Origin of the sequence: Bradyrhizobium sp. AUGA SZCCT0169 (assembly GCF_018130085.1) — a bacterium.
Lineage (GTDB): Bacteria > Pseudomonadota > Alphaproteobacteria > Rhizobiales > Xanthobacteraceae > Bradyrhizobium.
Genome location: NZ_JAFCMC010000023.1, coordinates 1 through 13633, shown reverse-complemented (window position 1 = coordinate 13633; position 13633 = coordinate 1). Strand labels below are relative to the sequence as shown.

General features: G+C 62.5%; 11 protein-coding genes. 6 read left to right on the top strand and 5 right to left on the bottom strand.

The window, feature by feature from the left end; genetic code table 11:
* Positions 1 to 2: 2 nt before the first annotated feature.
* Genes JQ609_RS23225 through JQ609_RS23210 form a run of 4 tightly spaced genes read right to left on the bottom strand, consistent with a single transcriptional unit; the run spans position 3 to position 3600 of the window.
* Entirely contained in the window at positions 3 to 470 is a 468-nt protein-coding gene (locus tag JQ609_RS23225) for a tripartite tricarboxylate transporter TctB family protein (RefSeq protein ID WP_212275087.1), read from the bottom strand.
* A 10-nt stretch (positions 471 to 480) separates the two neighbouring features.
* Positions 481 to 1485: a tripartite tricarboxylate transporter substrate binding protein gene (locus JQ609_RS23220; RefSeq protein ID WP_192736992.1), complete on the bottom strand. Its 1005-nt coding sequence runs from the start codon at positions 1483 to 1485 to the stop codon at positions 481 to 483.
* A 60-nt stretch (positions 1486 to 1545) separates the two neighbouring features.
* Positions 1546 to 2766: a CaiB/BaiF CoA-transferase family protein gene (locus JQ609_RS23215; protein WP_212275086.1), complete on the bottom strand. Its 1221-nt coding sequence runs from the start codon at positions 2764 to 2766 to the stop codon at positions 1546 to 1548.
* A gap of 42 nt (positions 2767 to 2808) precedes the next feature.
* Positions 2809 to 3600, bottom strand: coding sequence for an enoyl-CoA hydratase/isomerase family protein (locus JQ609_RS23210; protein ID WP_212209363.1), 792 nt, complete (start codon positions 3598 to 3600; stop codon positions 2809 to 2811).
* Positions 3601 to 3761: 161 nt separating this feature from the next.
* Between JQ609_RS23210 and JQ609_RS23205 the strand changes: the two genes are divergently transcribed.
* From JQ609_RS23205 to JQ609_RS23180, 6 genes are all read left to right on the top strand, one after another.
* Positions 3762 to 4400: a GntR family transcriptional regulator gene (locus JQ609_RS23205; protein ID WP_212267934.1), complete on the top strand. Its 639-nt coding sequence runs from the start codon at positions 3762 to 3764 to the stop codon at positions 4398 to 4400.
* Positions 4401 to 4585: 185 nt separating this feature from the next.
* A complete protein-coding gene (locus JQ609_RS23200; RefSeq protein ID WP_212275085.1) occupies positions 4586 to 5518 on the top strand; it encodes an AraC family transcriptional regulator in 933 nt (310 codons plus the stop codon).
* Positions 5519 to 5551: 33 nt separating this feature from the next.
* Entirely contained in the window at positions 5552 to 8128 is a 2577-nt protein-coding gene (locus JQ609_RS23195) for a TonB-dependent siderophore receptor (protein WP_249128330.1), read from the top strand.
* 67 nt (positions 8129 to 8195) lie between these two features.
* Positions 8196 to 9365, top strand: coding sequence for a PepSY domain-containing protein (locus JQ609_RS23190; RefSeq protein ID WP_212275084.1), 1170 nt, complete (start codon positions 8196 to 8198; stop codon positions 9363 to 9365).
* Between the two features lie 4 nt (positions 9366 to 9369).
* Positions 9370 to 9561: a hypothetical protein gene (locus JQ609_RS23185; RefSeq protein ID WP_212209366.1), complete on the top strand. Its 192-nt coding sequence runs from the start codon at positions 9370 to 9372 to the stop codon at positions 9559 to 9561.
* A gap of 183 nt (positions 9562 to 9744) precedes the next feature.
* Positions 9745 to 12096: a mechanosensitive ion channel domain-containing protein gene (locus JQ609_RS23180; RefSeq protein ID WP_212275083.1), complete on the top strand. Its 2352-nt coding sequence runs from the start codon at positions 9745 to 9747 to the stop codon at positions 12094 to 12096.
* Positions 12097 to 12145: 49 nt separating this feature from the next.
* Here JQ609_RS23180 and JQ609_RS23175 read toward each other — a convergent pair whose 3' ends face one another.
* Complete coding sequence (locus tag JQ609_RS23175; RefSeq protein WP_212275082.1) at positions 12146 to 12868, bottom strand: DNA-3-methyladenine glycosylase I; 723 nt, start codon at positions 12866 to 12868, stop codon at positions 12146 to 12148.
* Positions 12869 to 13633: the final 765 nt, after the last annotated feature.

Below are 13633 nucleotides of genomic sequence, written 5' to 3'. Positions count from 1 at the left end.
CCCTAGAAGCCGAACCAGGTGCCGAGCGCGCCGCGCGGCAGCGAGATCTGGAATGTCAGCTCGAATGTCAGATAGAGCGCCAGCGCCGCGCCGATCGCGGCGAGGACCGGAACCAGCAGCGAGCCGCGCCTGTGCCAGGCCAGCGCTCCGAACACATAGAGCGCGGCGGCCGGATACATCCCGATCAGCGGAATGACCCCGACAAAGACCGCCGCCGGGACGAACAGGATCGCCAATCGCCTGAACTCGCTTGGCCCAAGAATGACGGCCCGCGCTTGCAACCATCCCTGCACGAGATTGAACAGACTGCCGGCCAGGATGATGAGGCCGACGATCAATGGAAAGGTGCCGGACTCGACGCCGGCGGCGGACCAGCCGATCCCGTTGTCGAGGCTGGAGACGATCACGGCTGCGCCGAATGCCCCGGTAATGAGCGCCGTCGCCGCTTCCAGACTGCGTCCAGAGACCATCGCCCGAACCCTAGTTGGAGATCAGCCAGCCTTCATCGACAGCAACCTTGCGGGTGCGTTCGATGTCTTCCTTGATGAACTTGTTGAAGGCATCACCGATCAGGAAAGTGTCGGTTTGCGACGTCCGCTCGATATATTCCTTCCATTCCGGCGTGGCCTGCACCTTCTTCATCAGATCGACATAGAAGGCGGTCTGATCGGCGGTCACCTTTCCCGGCAGCCACACTGTGCGCGGTTGCTGGAATTGCGGAATGGCCAGGCCGGATTCAACGCAGGTCGGGATATCGTGCCAGTTCTGCGTTGCCGTGACCTTGGGTCCGTCGGGCAAGCGCTGCGGGCTGAAGGCGCATAGCGGACGCTGCGTGCTGCCCTTCCACTGTCCGATGCTTTCGCTGGGATTGTTGACGTGGGCGTCGATATGGCCGCCGGCCAGTTGCACCGCGGCTTCGGCGCCGCTCTTGAAGGGAATGTAGACGAATTTCACCTTGGCCGCCTTGTCGATCATGCGGGTGAGGGTTTCATCGGTGTCCTTTGATTGCGCGCCACCCATCTTGACATCGCCCGGCGGCTTGGCGGCAACGGCTTTGAGAAAATCCTGCACGTTTTGATATGGCGCATCCTGCTTCACCCAGAGCAGGAATTCGTCCTGCACCATCGCGGCAATCGGCGTCAGGTCGGTGTAGTTATAGGCGACCTTGGAGACCATCGGCTGGTTCCAGGCGTTCGATGTGCCAAACACGACCTTGTAGGGATCGCCGGCCATGGCCTTGGTGTAGGTATAGCCTTCGGCGCCGCTGCCGCCGGCCTTGTTGACGACGACGATCGGCTGCTCGACCAGCTTATATTTGGTGACGATGTTCTGGACCGCGCGGGCGAAATTGTCCGTGCCGCCGCCCGGGCCCGCCGTGGCAATGAATTCGATCGGCTTGGCCGGTTGCCACGCGGCATTTGCCGCTCCCGTGAACCCGATGGCGAGACCAAAGGCGATCGCAGCGAATGTCGGCTTCTGAGACATCTCGTCCTCCCATGTATTTTGGTTTTATTTTCTTATTATCGGCGTTTCCGGGCTTTTGCGTCAGCCCACTTCATCCTTCGCAAACTCCGGCGCGGCAATCGCGCCCTCCTTGTGAAGCGCGGCAATCTCGTCGGCGTCAAAGCCGTAAGCGCCGAGGATTGCATTGGTATGCTCGCCGTAGAGCGGCGCGCCCGAGCGCACCTTGCCGGGCGTCTGCGAGAACTTGATCGGCAATCCGATCGTCTTGACTTGGCCGAGCGTGGAATGGGCGACCTCGACCACCATTTCACGCGCAATCGTCTGCGGGTCGGCGAGAGCCTGCAGCATGTCGTTGACGGGCCCGCAGGGGACGCCGGCCTCCTCGAGCGCAGCCAGCCAATATTCGGCGGATTTGGTTTTGAAGCGCGCCGTCAGGACGGCTTCCAGTTCCTTCAAATGCCCCATTCGATCGGCGCCGGTCGCAAACCGCGGATCCCGCGCCAGTTCGGTTGCATCAAGCACTTCGAGCGTGCGCATCCAGTTTTTCTGGTTGGCGCCGCCGACCACGATCCACTTGTCTGATGTTTCGAACGCCTGGTAGGGCGCATTGAGCGGATGGGCCGAACCCATCGCCTTCGGCGCCACGCCGGTGGCCATCGCAATCGCCGCCTGCCAATAGGTTTGGACGAGGGCGGCCTCGAACAGGGAGGTTTCGACCCATTGTCCTTCGCCGGTTTTGAGACGGTGCGCATAGGCGGCGAGAATGCCCATGGCTGCGAGAATTCCCGCCGTGATGTCGGACAGCGGCGCGCCGCATTTGACGGGTGGTCCGTCGGACCGCTCGCCAGTGAAGCTCATGATGCCGCTCATCGCCTGCGCCACCAGATCGAAGCCGCGGCGATGCTTGTACGGGCCGGTGCGGCCAAAGCCTGATAGCGAACAGTAGATCAGGGCAGGGTGCGCCTTCTTGATATCGGCGTAACCGAAACCGAGCCTGTCCATCACCCCGGGGCCGAAATTCTCAACCAGCACGTCCGCCGATTCGAGCAGGCGCCGCAGCACCTTTGCGCCGCCCGGCGTCTTCAGATCCAGCGCAATGCCCTTCTTGTTGCGGTTCATCATCAGGAATGAGGCCGCCACGTCGCCGATCTTGGGAGGAACCATGTAGCGGGTGTCGTCGCCGGCCGGAATCTTTTCGATCTTGATGACCTCGGCGCCCATGTCGGCGAGCATCAGCGTGCAGGTCGGGCCTGCCATGACGTGCGTCAGGTCGACAACCTTCAATCTACTCAGCGGACCCATTGTTTCTCCCGCAATCTTTGTTGTTGTTTTTGTTGTTGTTGCTTAGTCGCCGGTCCATTGCGGCTGGCGCTTGTTGAGGAAGGCATCCATGCCTTCGCGGAAATCCCGGCTTTGGTAACACATCAGGATCAGGTCCTCGTCTTCGGCCGGCTTGGGCTGCGCGCGAAGCAGCGCCTGCTTGGTGGCACGCAGCGTCAGGGGCGCATGACCAGCGACAAGCCGCGCCAGTTCATCGGCCCGCCGTTCGAGGGCGGAAAGATCCTCCACGACCTCATGCAGCAGGGCGATGCCGGCGGCCTCTTCGGCTTCGATCAGGCGCGCGGTGAAAATGATCTCCTTGAGCCGCGTCGCCCCGATCAGGCCCGAGAGCCGGCCGATACTGGATGCCGACAGGCAGTTGCCGAGCGTACGCGCGATCGGAAACCCGAATTTCGCGGTCCTGGTGCCGATGCGCAGATCGCAGCATGCGGCGATCGCGGCGCCACCGCCGGTGCAAGCGCCGTTGATCGCCGCAATGGTCGGCACGGCGCATTGTTCGAGTGTGGTCAGCACGCGGTCGATCCTGGCTTCGTAGCCGATGGCGTCTTGCGGAGTCTTGAACGCGCGAAACTGGTTGATGTCGGTGCCGGCCGCGAACGCCTTGTCGCCCGCGCCGCTGAGGATCAGCACCTTGAGGCTGCGGTCGCCGGCGGCGGCTTCGCAGATCGCGGCCAGCCGCTCATACATGCCGAAGGTCAGCGAGTTTCTCGCCTGCGGCCGGTTGAAGGTAATCCGACCGATACCGTCGCGGACCTCGTAAAGCAGGTCTGTGTCGGGGGTGACGTTTTCATTCATTTTCTTGACAGACCCCTCAGGATGGAACCTCAGTTTGGCTGTGGAGGGCATTTTTGAATGCAAAAACTATCTAATGCAACAGAATTCTGGTCTAATTTGCTTTGTCTGGATCATTTTTGCATTCAAAATGGTTCCATGAAGTCACTGAGGAGAACCTCGATATGATGCATGACGAGGTGGTTTCCCGCCTCAGGCACGTCTTGACGGAGGGCGAAATCCCGCCGGGCGCGCGCATTCCGGAGCGCGAGCTGTGTGCGTCGTTCGCGATATCGCGCACCCCGCTGCGCGAGGCGCTCAAGGTGCTTGCGGCCGAAGGGCTCGTGGTGCTGTTGCCCAATCGCGGCTCGCGCGCCGCCAAGCTCACCCGGAAGGACGTCAAGGAGCTGTTTGAAGTCTGCGAGGCGCTCGAGGCCGCAGCCGGTGAGCTGGCATGTCCGCGCATTTCCGACGCGCAACTGCGCGAAATTGCCGAGCTGCAGGCCAGCATGGTTGAACATTATCGCGCGCAGGATCTGCTGTCGTACTATCGCTGCAACCGGTTGATCCACGAGGCCATCGTTCGCGCGGCCGATAACGCGGTGCTTGCCGGCTTTTATGAGTCGATCGCCGCAAGGATACGGCGGGCACGGTTCATCACGCCGATGTCGCCTGAGCATTGGGCGCTCGCCATCCAGGAGCACGAAGGAATCCTGAACGCGCTGCAGCGGCGCGACGCCGGCGGGCTCGCCCATATCCTGCGTAACCACCTGCGGCGAAAGCGCGAGGAAGTCGTCCGGGCCGGCTTCGCCGAGGGCGAATGAAATTCGAACCGGCCAGGGTCTGCTTGTTGCCGCGTGCGGCGTGCACGCGGCTGCGCCGACATCCACCGCAAGCTGATTAAAACGATTCTATTTTCAAAGCCTTCTAAACTGGATGCGGCGATCGTCGTTGAGGACGATCTGGGCAGATTGCATAGTGGCGGCATGAGCGTTTTCGAACCGCGTTGATGCCGCATATCTACGACCACATTTTCGAGCAGTTCCGCATCGTCGATCCCGATGACAATGACAGGTCGATCGTGGAAGATTTTGCCAGCCGCACGCAATGGCTGGAGACGCCGGGCTGCCTTTTCCAACGCAACAACATGGTGCTGAGCACCCGGATTCGTACTGAAGGCGTCATCAAGGCAGGGCTTTTTGTCTCCGTGATACTCAAGGGGGCAGGGAGCGGCCGGGCGCGCAAGGGCGCCACCCGCATCAGCTATTCGGATGCTTCCATCGTGGTCATGGCGCTCAAGGAGCCGACGCTGTGGGACGGCGATGCGCCGCGCGGCGCGCACATGCAGGCGGCCGGCGTCGCCTTTCCCCTCGCGTCCCTGGAGCGGCTCGGACTGATGGATGAATTCATCGGACTGTTCGACACCAGGGACCAAAACGTCTTCGTCGCTTCGCTGAAGGCGTCGCCCCGGATCAAGGCGATCGCCATGGAGATGATTTCCCCGGTGGCCGACGGCCGGACCGCCGAGCTGCTGCTGTCGGCGCATGCGACGGAGATGTTGGCCCGGGCCATGCTGGCGCTGCGCGGCAACGAGGGCGTCAGTCTCGTATCCGACCATAAGCGTTTACGCCTGCAGGCGGTCAGGGAGCTGATCGAATCCGATCTGCGGCATCCCTGGACGATTGCCGAACTGGCAAGGCATGCCGGCGTCAGCCGCCGTTCGTTCACCGCGCAATTTCATCGGGTTTATGGCGTCAGCGCATCGGAATATCTTCGAACCAGCCGGCTGAAATCGGCGCGCGAAGCCTTGCTGCATCAGGGATTGTCGGTCACCGAGGCGGCCTATGCCGTGGGCTACGCCAACCCGGCGAATTTTTCCACGGCGTTCCGCCGGCATTTTGGCTACGTGCCGAGCAGCTGCCAGCGCGACGGACTGTCCTGACATCACCGCATTCCCAAGGGGGAACCGGGCCGCATGCGCGGCGGCTGGCGGCATCGTGCTGCGCCGATGACCGGGGCGGCGAGTTCCTGCGTTGAACTTGGAGAGTGTCGACGCACGATCAAAGGTTTTTTGCGCATACGCAAAGGCATCCAAAAATCAAATCTGATCTCTCGTGAATGGGGATTAGTGAACGGGGTGAGACTGATGCGTGATTCTGTACAGCCGTCGGCGTGGGGCGCGGCGTCGAAGGCGTTCTTCTGCGTAACCGTATTCGGGTTGAGCATGCAGATCGGGGAGGTTCACGCGCAGTCCGGCCAGACCTTGCCGCCCGTCACCGTCGATGCCCCGAAGCCGCAGGCGGCACGTCCAACCCAGCCGGCGAGAAGGGCCGCAAGGTCGCAACGCGCGACCAGGCAGGTCGCGGCACCCACCCGGCAGCAGGTGGTGGAACAGAACGCCGGTGGCGGTCCCGCAAGAGAACGCGCCAACGGCCCGGTTAACGGGATTGTCGCGCGGCAGAGCGCAACCGGAACCAAGACCGACACGCCGATTCTCGAAACGCCGCAATCCATCAATGTCGTACCTCGGCAGCAGATCGAGCAACAAGGCGCGCAGAGCGTCGCAGAGGCCATTCGGTATACGTCGGGGACGCAGGGCAGTTTGTACGGCGCGGCGTCCGTGTTCGACACCGAGGTCAAGATCCGTGGCTTTGTCGCACCGCGTTATCTTGACGGCCTACGCCTGCCTTACGATACGACGATCCAGTTCGCTCAGCCGAGGACAGAGCCATACGGGCTCGAACGAATCGAGGTTCTCAAGGGCCCCGCATCGGGCATTTACGGCCAGGCCTCTCCCGGCGGCATTCTCAACATGGTGAGCAAGCGCCCGACCACTGAGCAGCGCGGCGAGGTAGAGGCACAAACCGGCAGCTTCAATCGGATTCAGGGGGCCTTCGATGTCTCCGGTCCCATCGACAAGAATCGCGAATTTCTCTATCGCTTCGTCGGCCTGGCGCGCGAAAGCGACACGTTCGTCGACATGAACAAGGAGCAACGCTATTTCATAGCGCCGAGCTTCACGTGGCAGCCGACCACCGACACCAGCCTCACCGTGCTGGCCAGCGCGCAGCGCGACCGCCTCAACGGCCAGGTCCATCAGTACCTGCCGGCGTACGGTACGCTCCTCGCCAATCCCAACGGTCGAATTCCCGTCAGTAGGTACACCGGCGAACCGGCGTTCGACCGGATCGGGTATGACCAGGCCATGATCGGCTACGAGTTCAAGCATCGCTTCAACGAGGGCCTCGAGTTCCGCCAGAACATGCGGGTGGCGTCGGTCGACATTGATATGTTTTCGATGCGCAATGCCGGGACGCTTTGCCCTGTCGCGGGCGGCCATCCCGCCTGCGCGGGTGCTTTCGATCCGGCCCAACGCATCACCTTGCGCGATGCGAATTTTGTTGGCGGCAGCACGAAGAATTTCGCGATCGACAACCAACTGCAGGCGGATTTCAACACGGGCTGGCTGCGTCACAAGGTATTGGCCGGCCTGGACTACCAGACAACCAGAGTCGATACGGACTACCGCGGGACTTTCCCCGGCTTCCCGATCGATGTCTACAACCCGGTCTATAATGCGACGCCGCTGCCGACCAAGGCCGGGCTGATCCCGTTCATCAACACGTCGACAAACAAGGACCAGATGGGCGTCTACATTCAGGACCAGATCAAGCTGGATCGATGGAATCTGGTCCTGACGGGACGTCATGACCGTGCGACTGCCGAGACAACCAACAGGCTGGCCAACGTGAATGTCCCCCAGGATGATTCTGCGTTCACCGGAAGGGTTGGTCTCAACTACGTGTTCGATATCGGCCTGGCTCCCTACATCAGTTATTCCACGTCGTTCGAGCCGGTCGCAGGATTGTCGCTTACTTCGGCAACGGGACAACCCTTCAAGCCCACGACGGGAGAGGGAATCGAGGCGGGCATCAAATTCGCCCCACCCGGCACCAGTATGCTGTTCACGGCTGCGATCTTTGACATGACCCAGAAGAATGTCGTGGTGAACACGCCGACATTTGTTCCGTTCCAGGTTGGCGCAATCCGCGTCAAGGGGGTGGAAGCCGACTTCCGTGCGAGCGTTACGGACAATTTCGACATCATTGCCGGCGGCTCCCATCTCATACCGATCGTGGAGGATCACGTAGATCCTGCCATCATCGGCAAGGACGTTGCGAGCGTGAATCGCGATAGTGCATTCCTGTGGGGGCTCTACAAGTTTACCGGGGGACCGGTCGCGGGCCTTGGTTTGGGAGGGGGCGTCCGATACACGGGGAGCTTGTTCGGCGACGACGCCAACCTGATCAGGGTCCCCGGCTATACGCTGTTCGATGCGGCGCTGACGTACGACTTCAGCTATCTGAACCGTGATTGGCGCGGTCTTCATCTGCGGGTCAACGCCATCAACATCGGCAACACCTATCACGTGACGAATTGCTTCACCGGCCTTGCTTTCTGTGCGCTGGGTCAGCCCCGCACCGTCCTCGCGACACTGACCTATCGCTGGGGGGAAACCCCAAAGCCGCCAGCGCTTGTTACGAAGTATTGAGCTCGGACGTCGGGATGCCGGGGCTGTGAATGGCACCGGCACCCTATCGGGACGGAGGAAGAGTCAATTGACGCCAGCGACCAGATCCCTTCGCAGATGGGGCGCCGTCCATAAATGGACGAGCCTCATCTGCACGATTTTCATGCTGATGCTGTGCATCACCGGCCTGCCGCTGATCTTTCATCATGAGATCGACGAGCTGCTGCACAGCGAGGTGAAGCCGGCCGAGGTCGCGCCCGGCACACCGTTCGCCGATCTGGACAAGCTGCTCGCCAACGCGATGGCGAATGCGCCGAAGAGTATGCCGGTGCCGCATTTCCTGATCTGGGACCGCGACGATCCCAACGCGATGTTCGTCAGCGTCGGCGAGTCCCTCACGTCAGACCCCACCAACAACCGTTTCGTCCGGATGGATTCGCACACCGGCGCTTATCTCGATTCGCCCGACGTCACCGGGCGTTTCACCTACATCATGCTGAAGCTGCACACCGACATGTTTGCGGGTTTGCCGGGCAAGCTGTTTCTTGGCCTGATGGGGATCCTGTTCTGTGTCGCGATCATCTCCGGCATCGTGGTCTACGTGCCGTCGATGCGGAAACTTGACTTCGGCACCTACCGCAGCCAGCGCCCGCGCATCGTGCGCTGGCTCGACATCCACAATCTGGCGGGCATTCTGCTCGTGATGTGGACGCTCGTGGTCGGCTTCACCGGCGTGATCAACACCTGGGCCGATCTTGTCCTGAAGATGTGGCAATACGGCCAGCTCGCCGAGATGACGTCGCAATATCGCGATCGCGCGCCGCCCACCAGGCTGACCTCGCTGCAATCGGCCGTGACCGTTGCGACGGACACGGTGCCGGGCATGACGCCGAGCTTTGTCGCCTTCCCCGGAACGCTGTTCAGCAGCAAGAGCCATTATGCCGTCTTCCTGAAGGGCGACACGCCGGTGACTTCGCGCCTGCTCAAGCCGGCCTTGATCGATGCGGAAACCGGCAAGCTGACCGACAGCCGCGACATGCCCTGGTACGTCACCACGCTGTTCATTTCGCAGCCGCTGCATTTTGGCGACTACGGCGGCATGCCGCTGAAGATCCTCTGGGCGCTGCTCGACGTGCTGACGATCATCGTGTTGGGGACAGGGGTCTATCTCTGGCTGCGCCGGCGCAAGGCCGGCGTCAGCGTCGATCGCGCCATCGCCCGGGGTTCCGCCCTGGATACGCCCGTGCTGTCCAGGTGATCGCTTGAGAAACCATCGGACGCTGCGGCAAATCTTTTCGCTGCCTATACTGATAGGCATCCTCTCCACCGTGGGCCTTGTTGCGGCCCTCGTCGGTGACGGCTGGTGGGACGGCCTGTCATGGACCTCGCTGTCCCTGCCGGTGTTGCTGTATTTTTTCTTCACCATCCGCAGGCAGGCGACGTCGCGCGATTAATTGCTGCGACATTTGTGTGACGTGGCATTCGTGAAATGCCATGAGCAAATTGCCAAGAGAAAGTCGTCTCCATGGCAAACTTCCGACACATGATGGCGGCGAAAAGGGGCTCTCCGACATGACGCTGGCGCGGCGGCAAACCGGTTCCGGTTTTGCCGTCGTGCGCATTTAAAAGGGGCCTCGATGTCGCACAAATTCCTGCCCTCGCTGCTGCTCGTGTGCGCGCTGTTTGCCTGCCCCGCGGCGCTTGCCCAATCCAACACCGCGCCGGCCGCCGCTGCCCCGGCGGCCAACAGCACCAACGCGCTGACGCCTGATCAGGCGAAGCGGGCGCTGGAGACGCTGCAGGACGACAAGAAGCGCGCGCAGATGATCGACACGCTGCGGGCGATTGCGGGTGCGTCTTCATCGCCGCAGGCCGCCGAGCCCGCGCCCGAAGCGAAGCCGGCCATCCCGCTCACCGCTGACAGTCTTGGCGCGCAATTGCTGCTGACGGTCTCCGAACAAGTCGGCGATATATCGCGCGAAGTCACCTATCTGGTGCGGTCGGTGACGCATTTTCCGGCGTTCTATTATTGGTTCCTGCGAACCGTCAACGATCCCGCGGCTTACGGCCAGATCTTCGACATCGCATGGAAACTGGCGCTGGTGTTCGGCTGCGCTTTCGCCGCCGAATGGCTGGTGTTCCGCCTGATCAAGCGGCCGGTGGCGCTGTTGGAAGCGCGGTTGCCGCAAACCGCGCGCGCCCCGGCGCAGACGCTGGCAATGGTCGATCCGCCGTCCTCGGCCGCTGGCGTCACCGTGGAGCCGGCGTTGCACCGGCGGCGTCTCAGCCTGGCGCGGGCCTGGCAGTCGCTGATCAGGTTGCCGTTCGTGCTGGGGCGGCTCGCGCTCGAACTGCTGCCGGTGCTGGTCTTCGTCGGCGTTTCTACCATGCTGCTGAGCACCGAGATCGGCGATCGCCCGACGGTCCGGCTTGCGATCCAGGCGGTCGTCAATGGCTATGCGCTGTCGCGCGCGCTGATCTGTGCTGCGCGGGCGCTGGCTGGGCCGTACGGCCTGTTTCGGGTCCGCGCCGAGACCGCTGCCTATATCGAGATCTGGGTCCGGCGCATCGTCGCCGTCGGCGTGTCCGGCATCGCCTTTGCGAACGTGGCGCAGCTGCTCGGGCTGAGCCGCGGCGGCTATGCCGCGCTGCTGCGCCTCGTGATGCTGGTCGTGCATCTCTTTATCGTGGTCATCATCCTGCAATGCCGCCGCCAGATCGCCGCCGCCATTCGCGCGCCTCACGGTCGCACGGGTGCGGCCGCCCAGATACGCAACCGCATTGCCGGTGTGTGGCACTATCCTGCAATCGCGCTCGACCTCGCGCTGTGGACGGTGTGGGCGCTGCACATCCGCAACGGCTATTCGCTGCTGTTGCAGTATTTCGTGGGCGGCATCGCCGTCATCCTGATTGCAAGGCTCGCGATCATCGTGGTGCTGAGCCTGATCGACCGCGGTTTCCGCATCCGCCCCGAGATTCTGCAGCGCTTCCCGGGTCTGGAGACCCGCGCCAACCGCTATCTGCCGCTGCTGCGCAAGATCGTCGCTTCGGTGATCGGCTTCATGGGCTTCGTCGCACTGCTCGAAGTATGGGGCATCGACGCCATCGTCTGGTTCTACGGCGGACAGATCGGCAGCCGGCTGCTGTCGGCGGTGGTGACGATCGGCATCGCCGCGCTCGCGGCCGCCGCGATCTGGGAGATCAGCAACGCGCTGATGGATCGTCAGGTCAATGCGCTGTCGCGCGAAGGACATTACGCGCGCGCGGCGCGGCTGCGCACGTTCCAGCCGATGCTGCGAACGGCACTGCTGTGCCTGATCGTCACGGTGGTCGGTCTGACCACGCTCAGCGAAATCGGCGTCAACGTCGCGCCGCTGCTGGCTGGCGCCGGCATCGTCGGCATCGCCATCGGCTTCGGTTCGCAGAAGCTGGTGCAGGACCTCATCACCGGGCTGTTTCTCCTCCTGGAAAACACCGTCCAGGTCGGCGACAACGTCACGGTGTCCGGGCTATCAGGTACGGTCGAGAATGTCTCGATCCGCACCATCCGCCTGCGGGCCGGCGACGGTTCGGTGCACATCGTTCCCTTCAGCGCGGTAACGACTCTCACCAATTCCAGCCGCGGCGCCGGCAATGCGGCTGTCAGCGTCAATGTTTCCTACAAGGAAGACACCGACCGCGCCGGTCAGATCCTGAAAGACATCGTCGCCCAAATGCGGCGCGAAGACGAATACCGCCACGCGATCCGCGGCGATCTCGAATTGTGGGGCGTCGACAAGGTCGACGGTTCGATGGTTTCGATCGTCGGTCAGATCCGTTGCACCGACAGCGGCCGCTGGCCGGTGCAGCGCGAGTTCAACCGGCGCATGAAGCAGAAATTCCAGGACGCCGGAATCGAAATCGCGTCTACAGGGAAAACCATTCTGATGCAGATCCCGCAGCCTTCCGAGGTGGCGCCGGAGCAGATGCCGCGGCGCGCGGCGGGCTGATGGCGACGAAGGCCTGTGTCCTGATAAGGAAACCCCCGACCTCAGATCTTCATTCCTCCCCACCCAAGAACCGCGCCAGCGTCTCGTTGCTATAATTCTCTCCGGCCGACATCGCGCAGATGCGTGAGAGCTGCACGTAAGGCAGGCCGGTTTCCTCGGCCCAGGCGTTGAACTGCGCCTGCACCTTGGCAAGGTCGCGCTTCGAGGTCACGGTCTCGGCGATATCTAGGCCGGACTCGCGCAGGCAGGCCACCATGTCCTTCGACGTGACGAAGCCGTCGAAGCCGATAAAGCGCAGCATCATCTGCCCGGTGTTGCCGCCGAGCCGGCTGCCGCGCTTGGCCAGCAGATCGAGTAGTCCGATCTGGTCGGAGGAGGGCCAGTTCGCGAGAAACTTGCCGAAGCTGCCATGTTCCTTGGCGATCTCGCGCACGAAACTCGCATTTGAGCGCACCGACATGATCTTGGCGCCGTTGCGCACGATGCGCGTGTCCTTCATCAGCGCGTCCCAGAACTCATCCGCCTGCAGCGTCAGCGGCCCGGGCTTGAAGCCGAGGAACGCCTTCTCGAAGCCGGGCCATTTGTTCTCGATCACGCTCCAGGCAAAGCCCGCCGAAAACACCCGCTTGGTCATCTCGGCGAGAACCCGGTCGTCGCCGAGTTTGGCGAGCGCCTTCACCTCCGGCTTGGGCGGCAGCAGCTGCTGCAGCGCCTTCGGCCCGCCCTTGCGCTTCTCGGCGCGTGCGCGAATGGTCTTGAATGGGATGGTCATGCGGAAAATCCTGCGGGCTGTCTCGGCCTCTGGCGCGGCACTTAGGATGGGTCGAGTGCAGGGCCAACTGATGCGCATCCATCCTACGCAATGATGCCGAGCTTGCGCCACACGAATGGTCGGCTCCCTCCCCCCTTGCGGGGGAGGGTTGGGGAGAGGGGTGGCCACAAGCGAGACTGCCCGTGAGAACCCCTCTCCCTAGCCCTCCCCCGCAAGGGGGGAGGGAACAGAGCGAGTTCGGGGCGAGCTTCAGTGCCTGAGTCGCATCGCTCGCAATCTCAAATGTCGTCGTCGCCTGCGACAAAACAACCCGACGGGCAAATCACTTCTGATTTGCGGAAATCGTGTCAAGTAGAAAGTTTCTGTAAATCAAAAATATTTCTGTTGCCGGCCGACCCAAATCAGTGCGCATCTATCGCCATCCCGTCCTGGTCAGAAGGGCGTCGGCCGTCGTCACGGACGTTGGGCGGGTTGCGGTGGACGCTGGTTTACGCTGAGACGACGGCGTGGATGAGCGTACGGCAAAACCGTGTGGTCCTGGCACCCGTTGCAGGTGTCAAGCTGTCGGGTAGGCGAGAGCCGAACGGCAGCGACGGAGTCAACCCAGAACTCGTCTCCGGGGAGAGCACGGCATAAGCCGTAAAGCCATTGCGCAGGGAAGGCCGGGTGTTCTCCGCTGCCCTGTATGCTCGTGTGCAGCATTTCTTGTGCTAACCGCACACGGGACCGCGGGTGCAGCGCGCACCCGGTCTTCCTTGCGCCCTC

Coding starts and splice junctions, on each gene's coding strand:
- JQ609_RS23195 (WP_249128330.1), top strand. CDS start 5,552: ATGCGCGGCGGCTGGCGGCATCGTGCTGCGCCGATGACCGGGGCGGCG.
- JQ609_RS23175 (WP_212275082.1), bottom strand. CDS start 12,868: ATGACCATCCCATTCAAGACCATTCGCGCACGCGCCGAGAAGCGCAAG.
- JQ609_RS23205 (WP_212267934.1), top strand. CDS start 3,762: ATGATGCATGACGAGGTGGTTTCCCGCCTCAGGCACGTCTTGACGGAG.
- JQ609_RS23225 (WP_212275087.1), bottom strand. CDS start 470: ATGGTCTCTGGACGCAGTCTGGAAGCGGCGACGGCGCTCATTACCGGG.
- JQ609_RS23200 (WP_212275085.1), top strand. CDS start 4,586: ATGCCGCATATCTACGACCACATTTTCGAGCAGTTCCGCATCGTCGAT.
- JQ609_RS23180 (WP_212275083.1), top strand. CDS start 9,745: ATGTCGCACAAATTCCTGCCCTCGCTGCTGCTCGTGTGCGCGCTGTTT.
- JQ609_RS23210 (WP_212209363.1), bottom strand. CDS start 3,600: ATGAATGAAAACGTCACCCCCGACACAGACCTGCTTTACGAGGTCCGC.
- JQ609_RS23215 (WP_212275086.1), bottom strand. CDS start 2,766: ATGGGTCCGCTGAGTAGATTGAAGGTTGTCGACCTGACGCACGTCATG.
- JQ609_RS23220 (WP_192736992.1), bottom strand. CDS start 1,485: ATGTCTCAGAAGCCGACATTCGCTGCGATCGCCTTTGGTCTCGCCATC.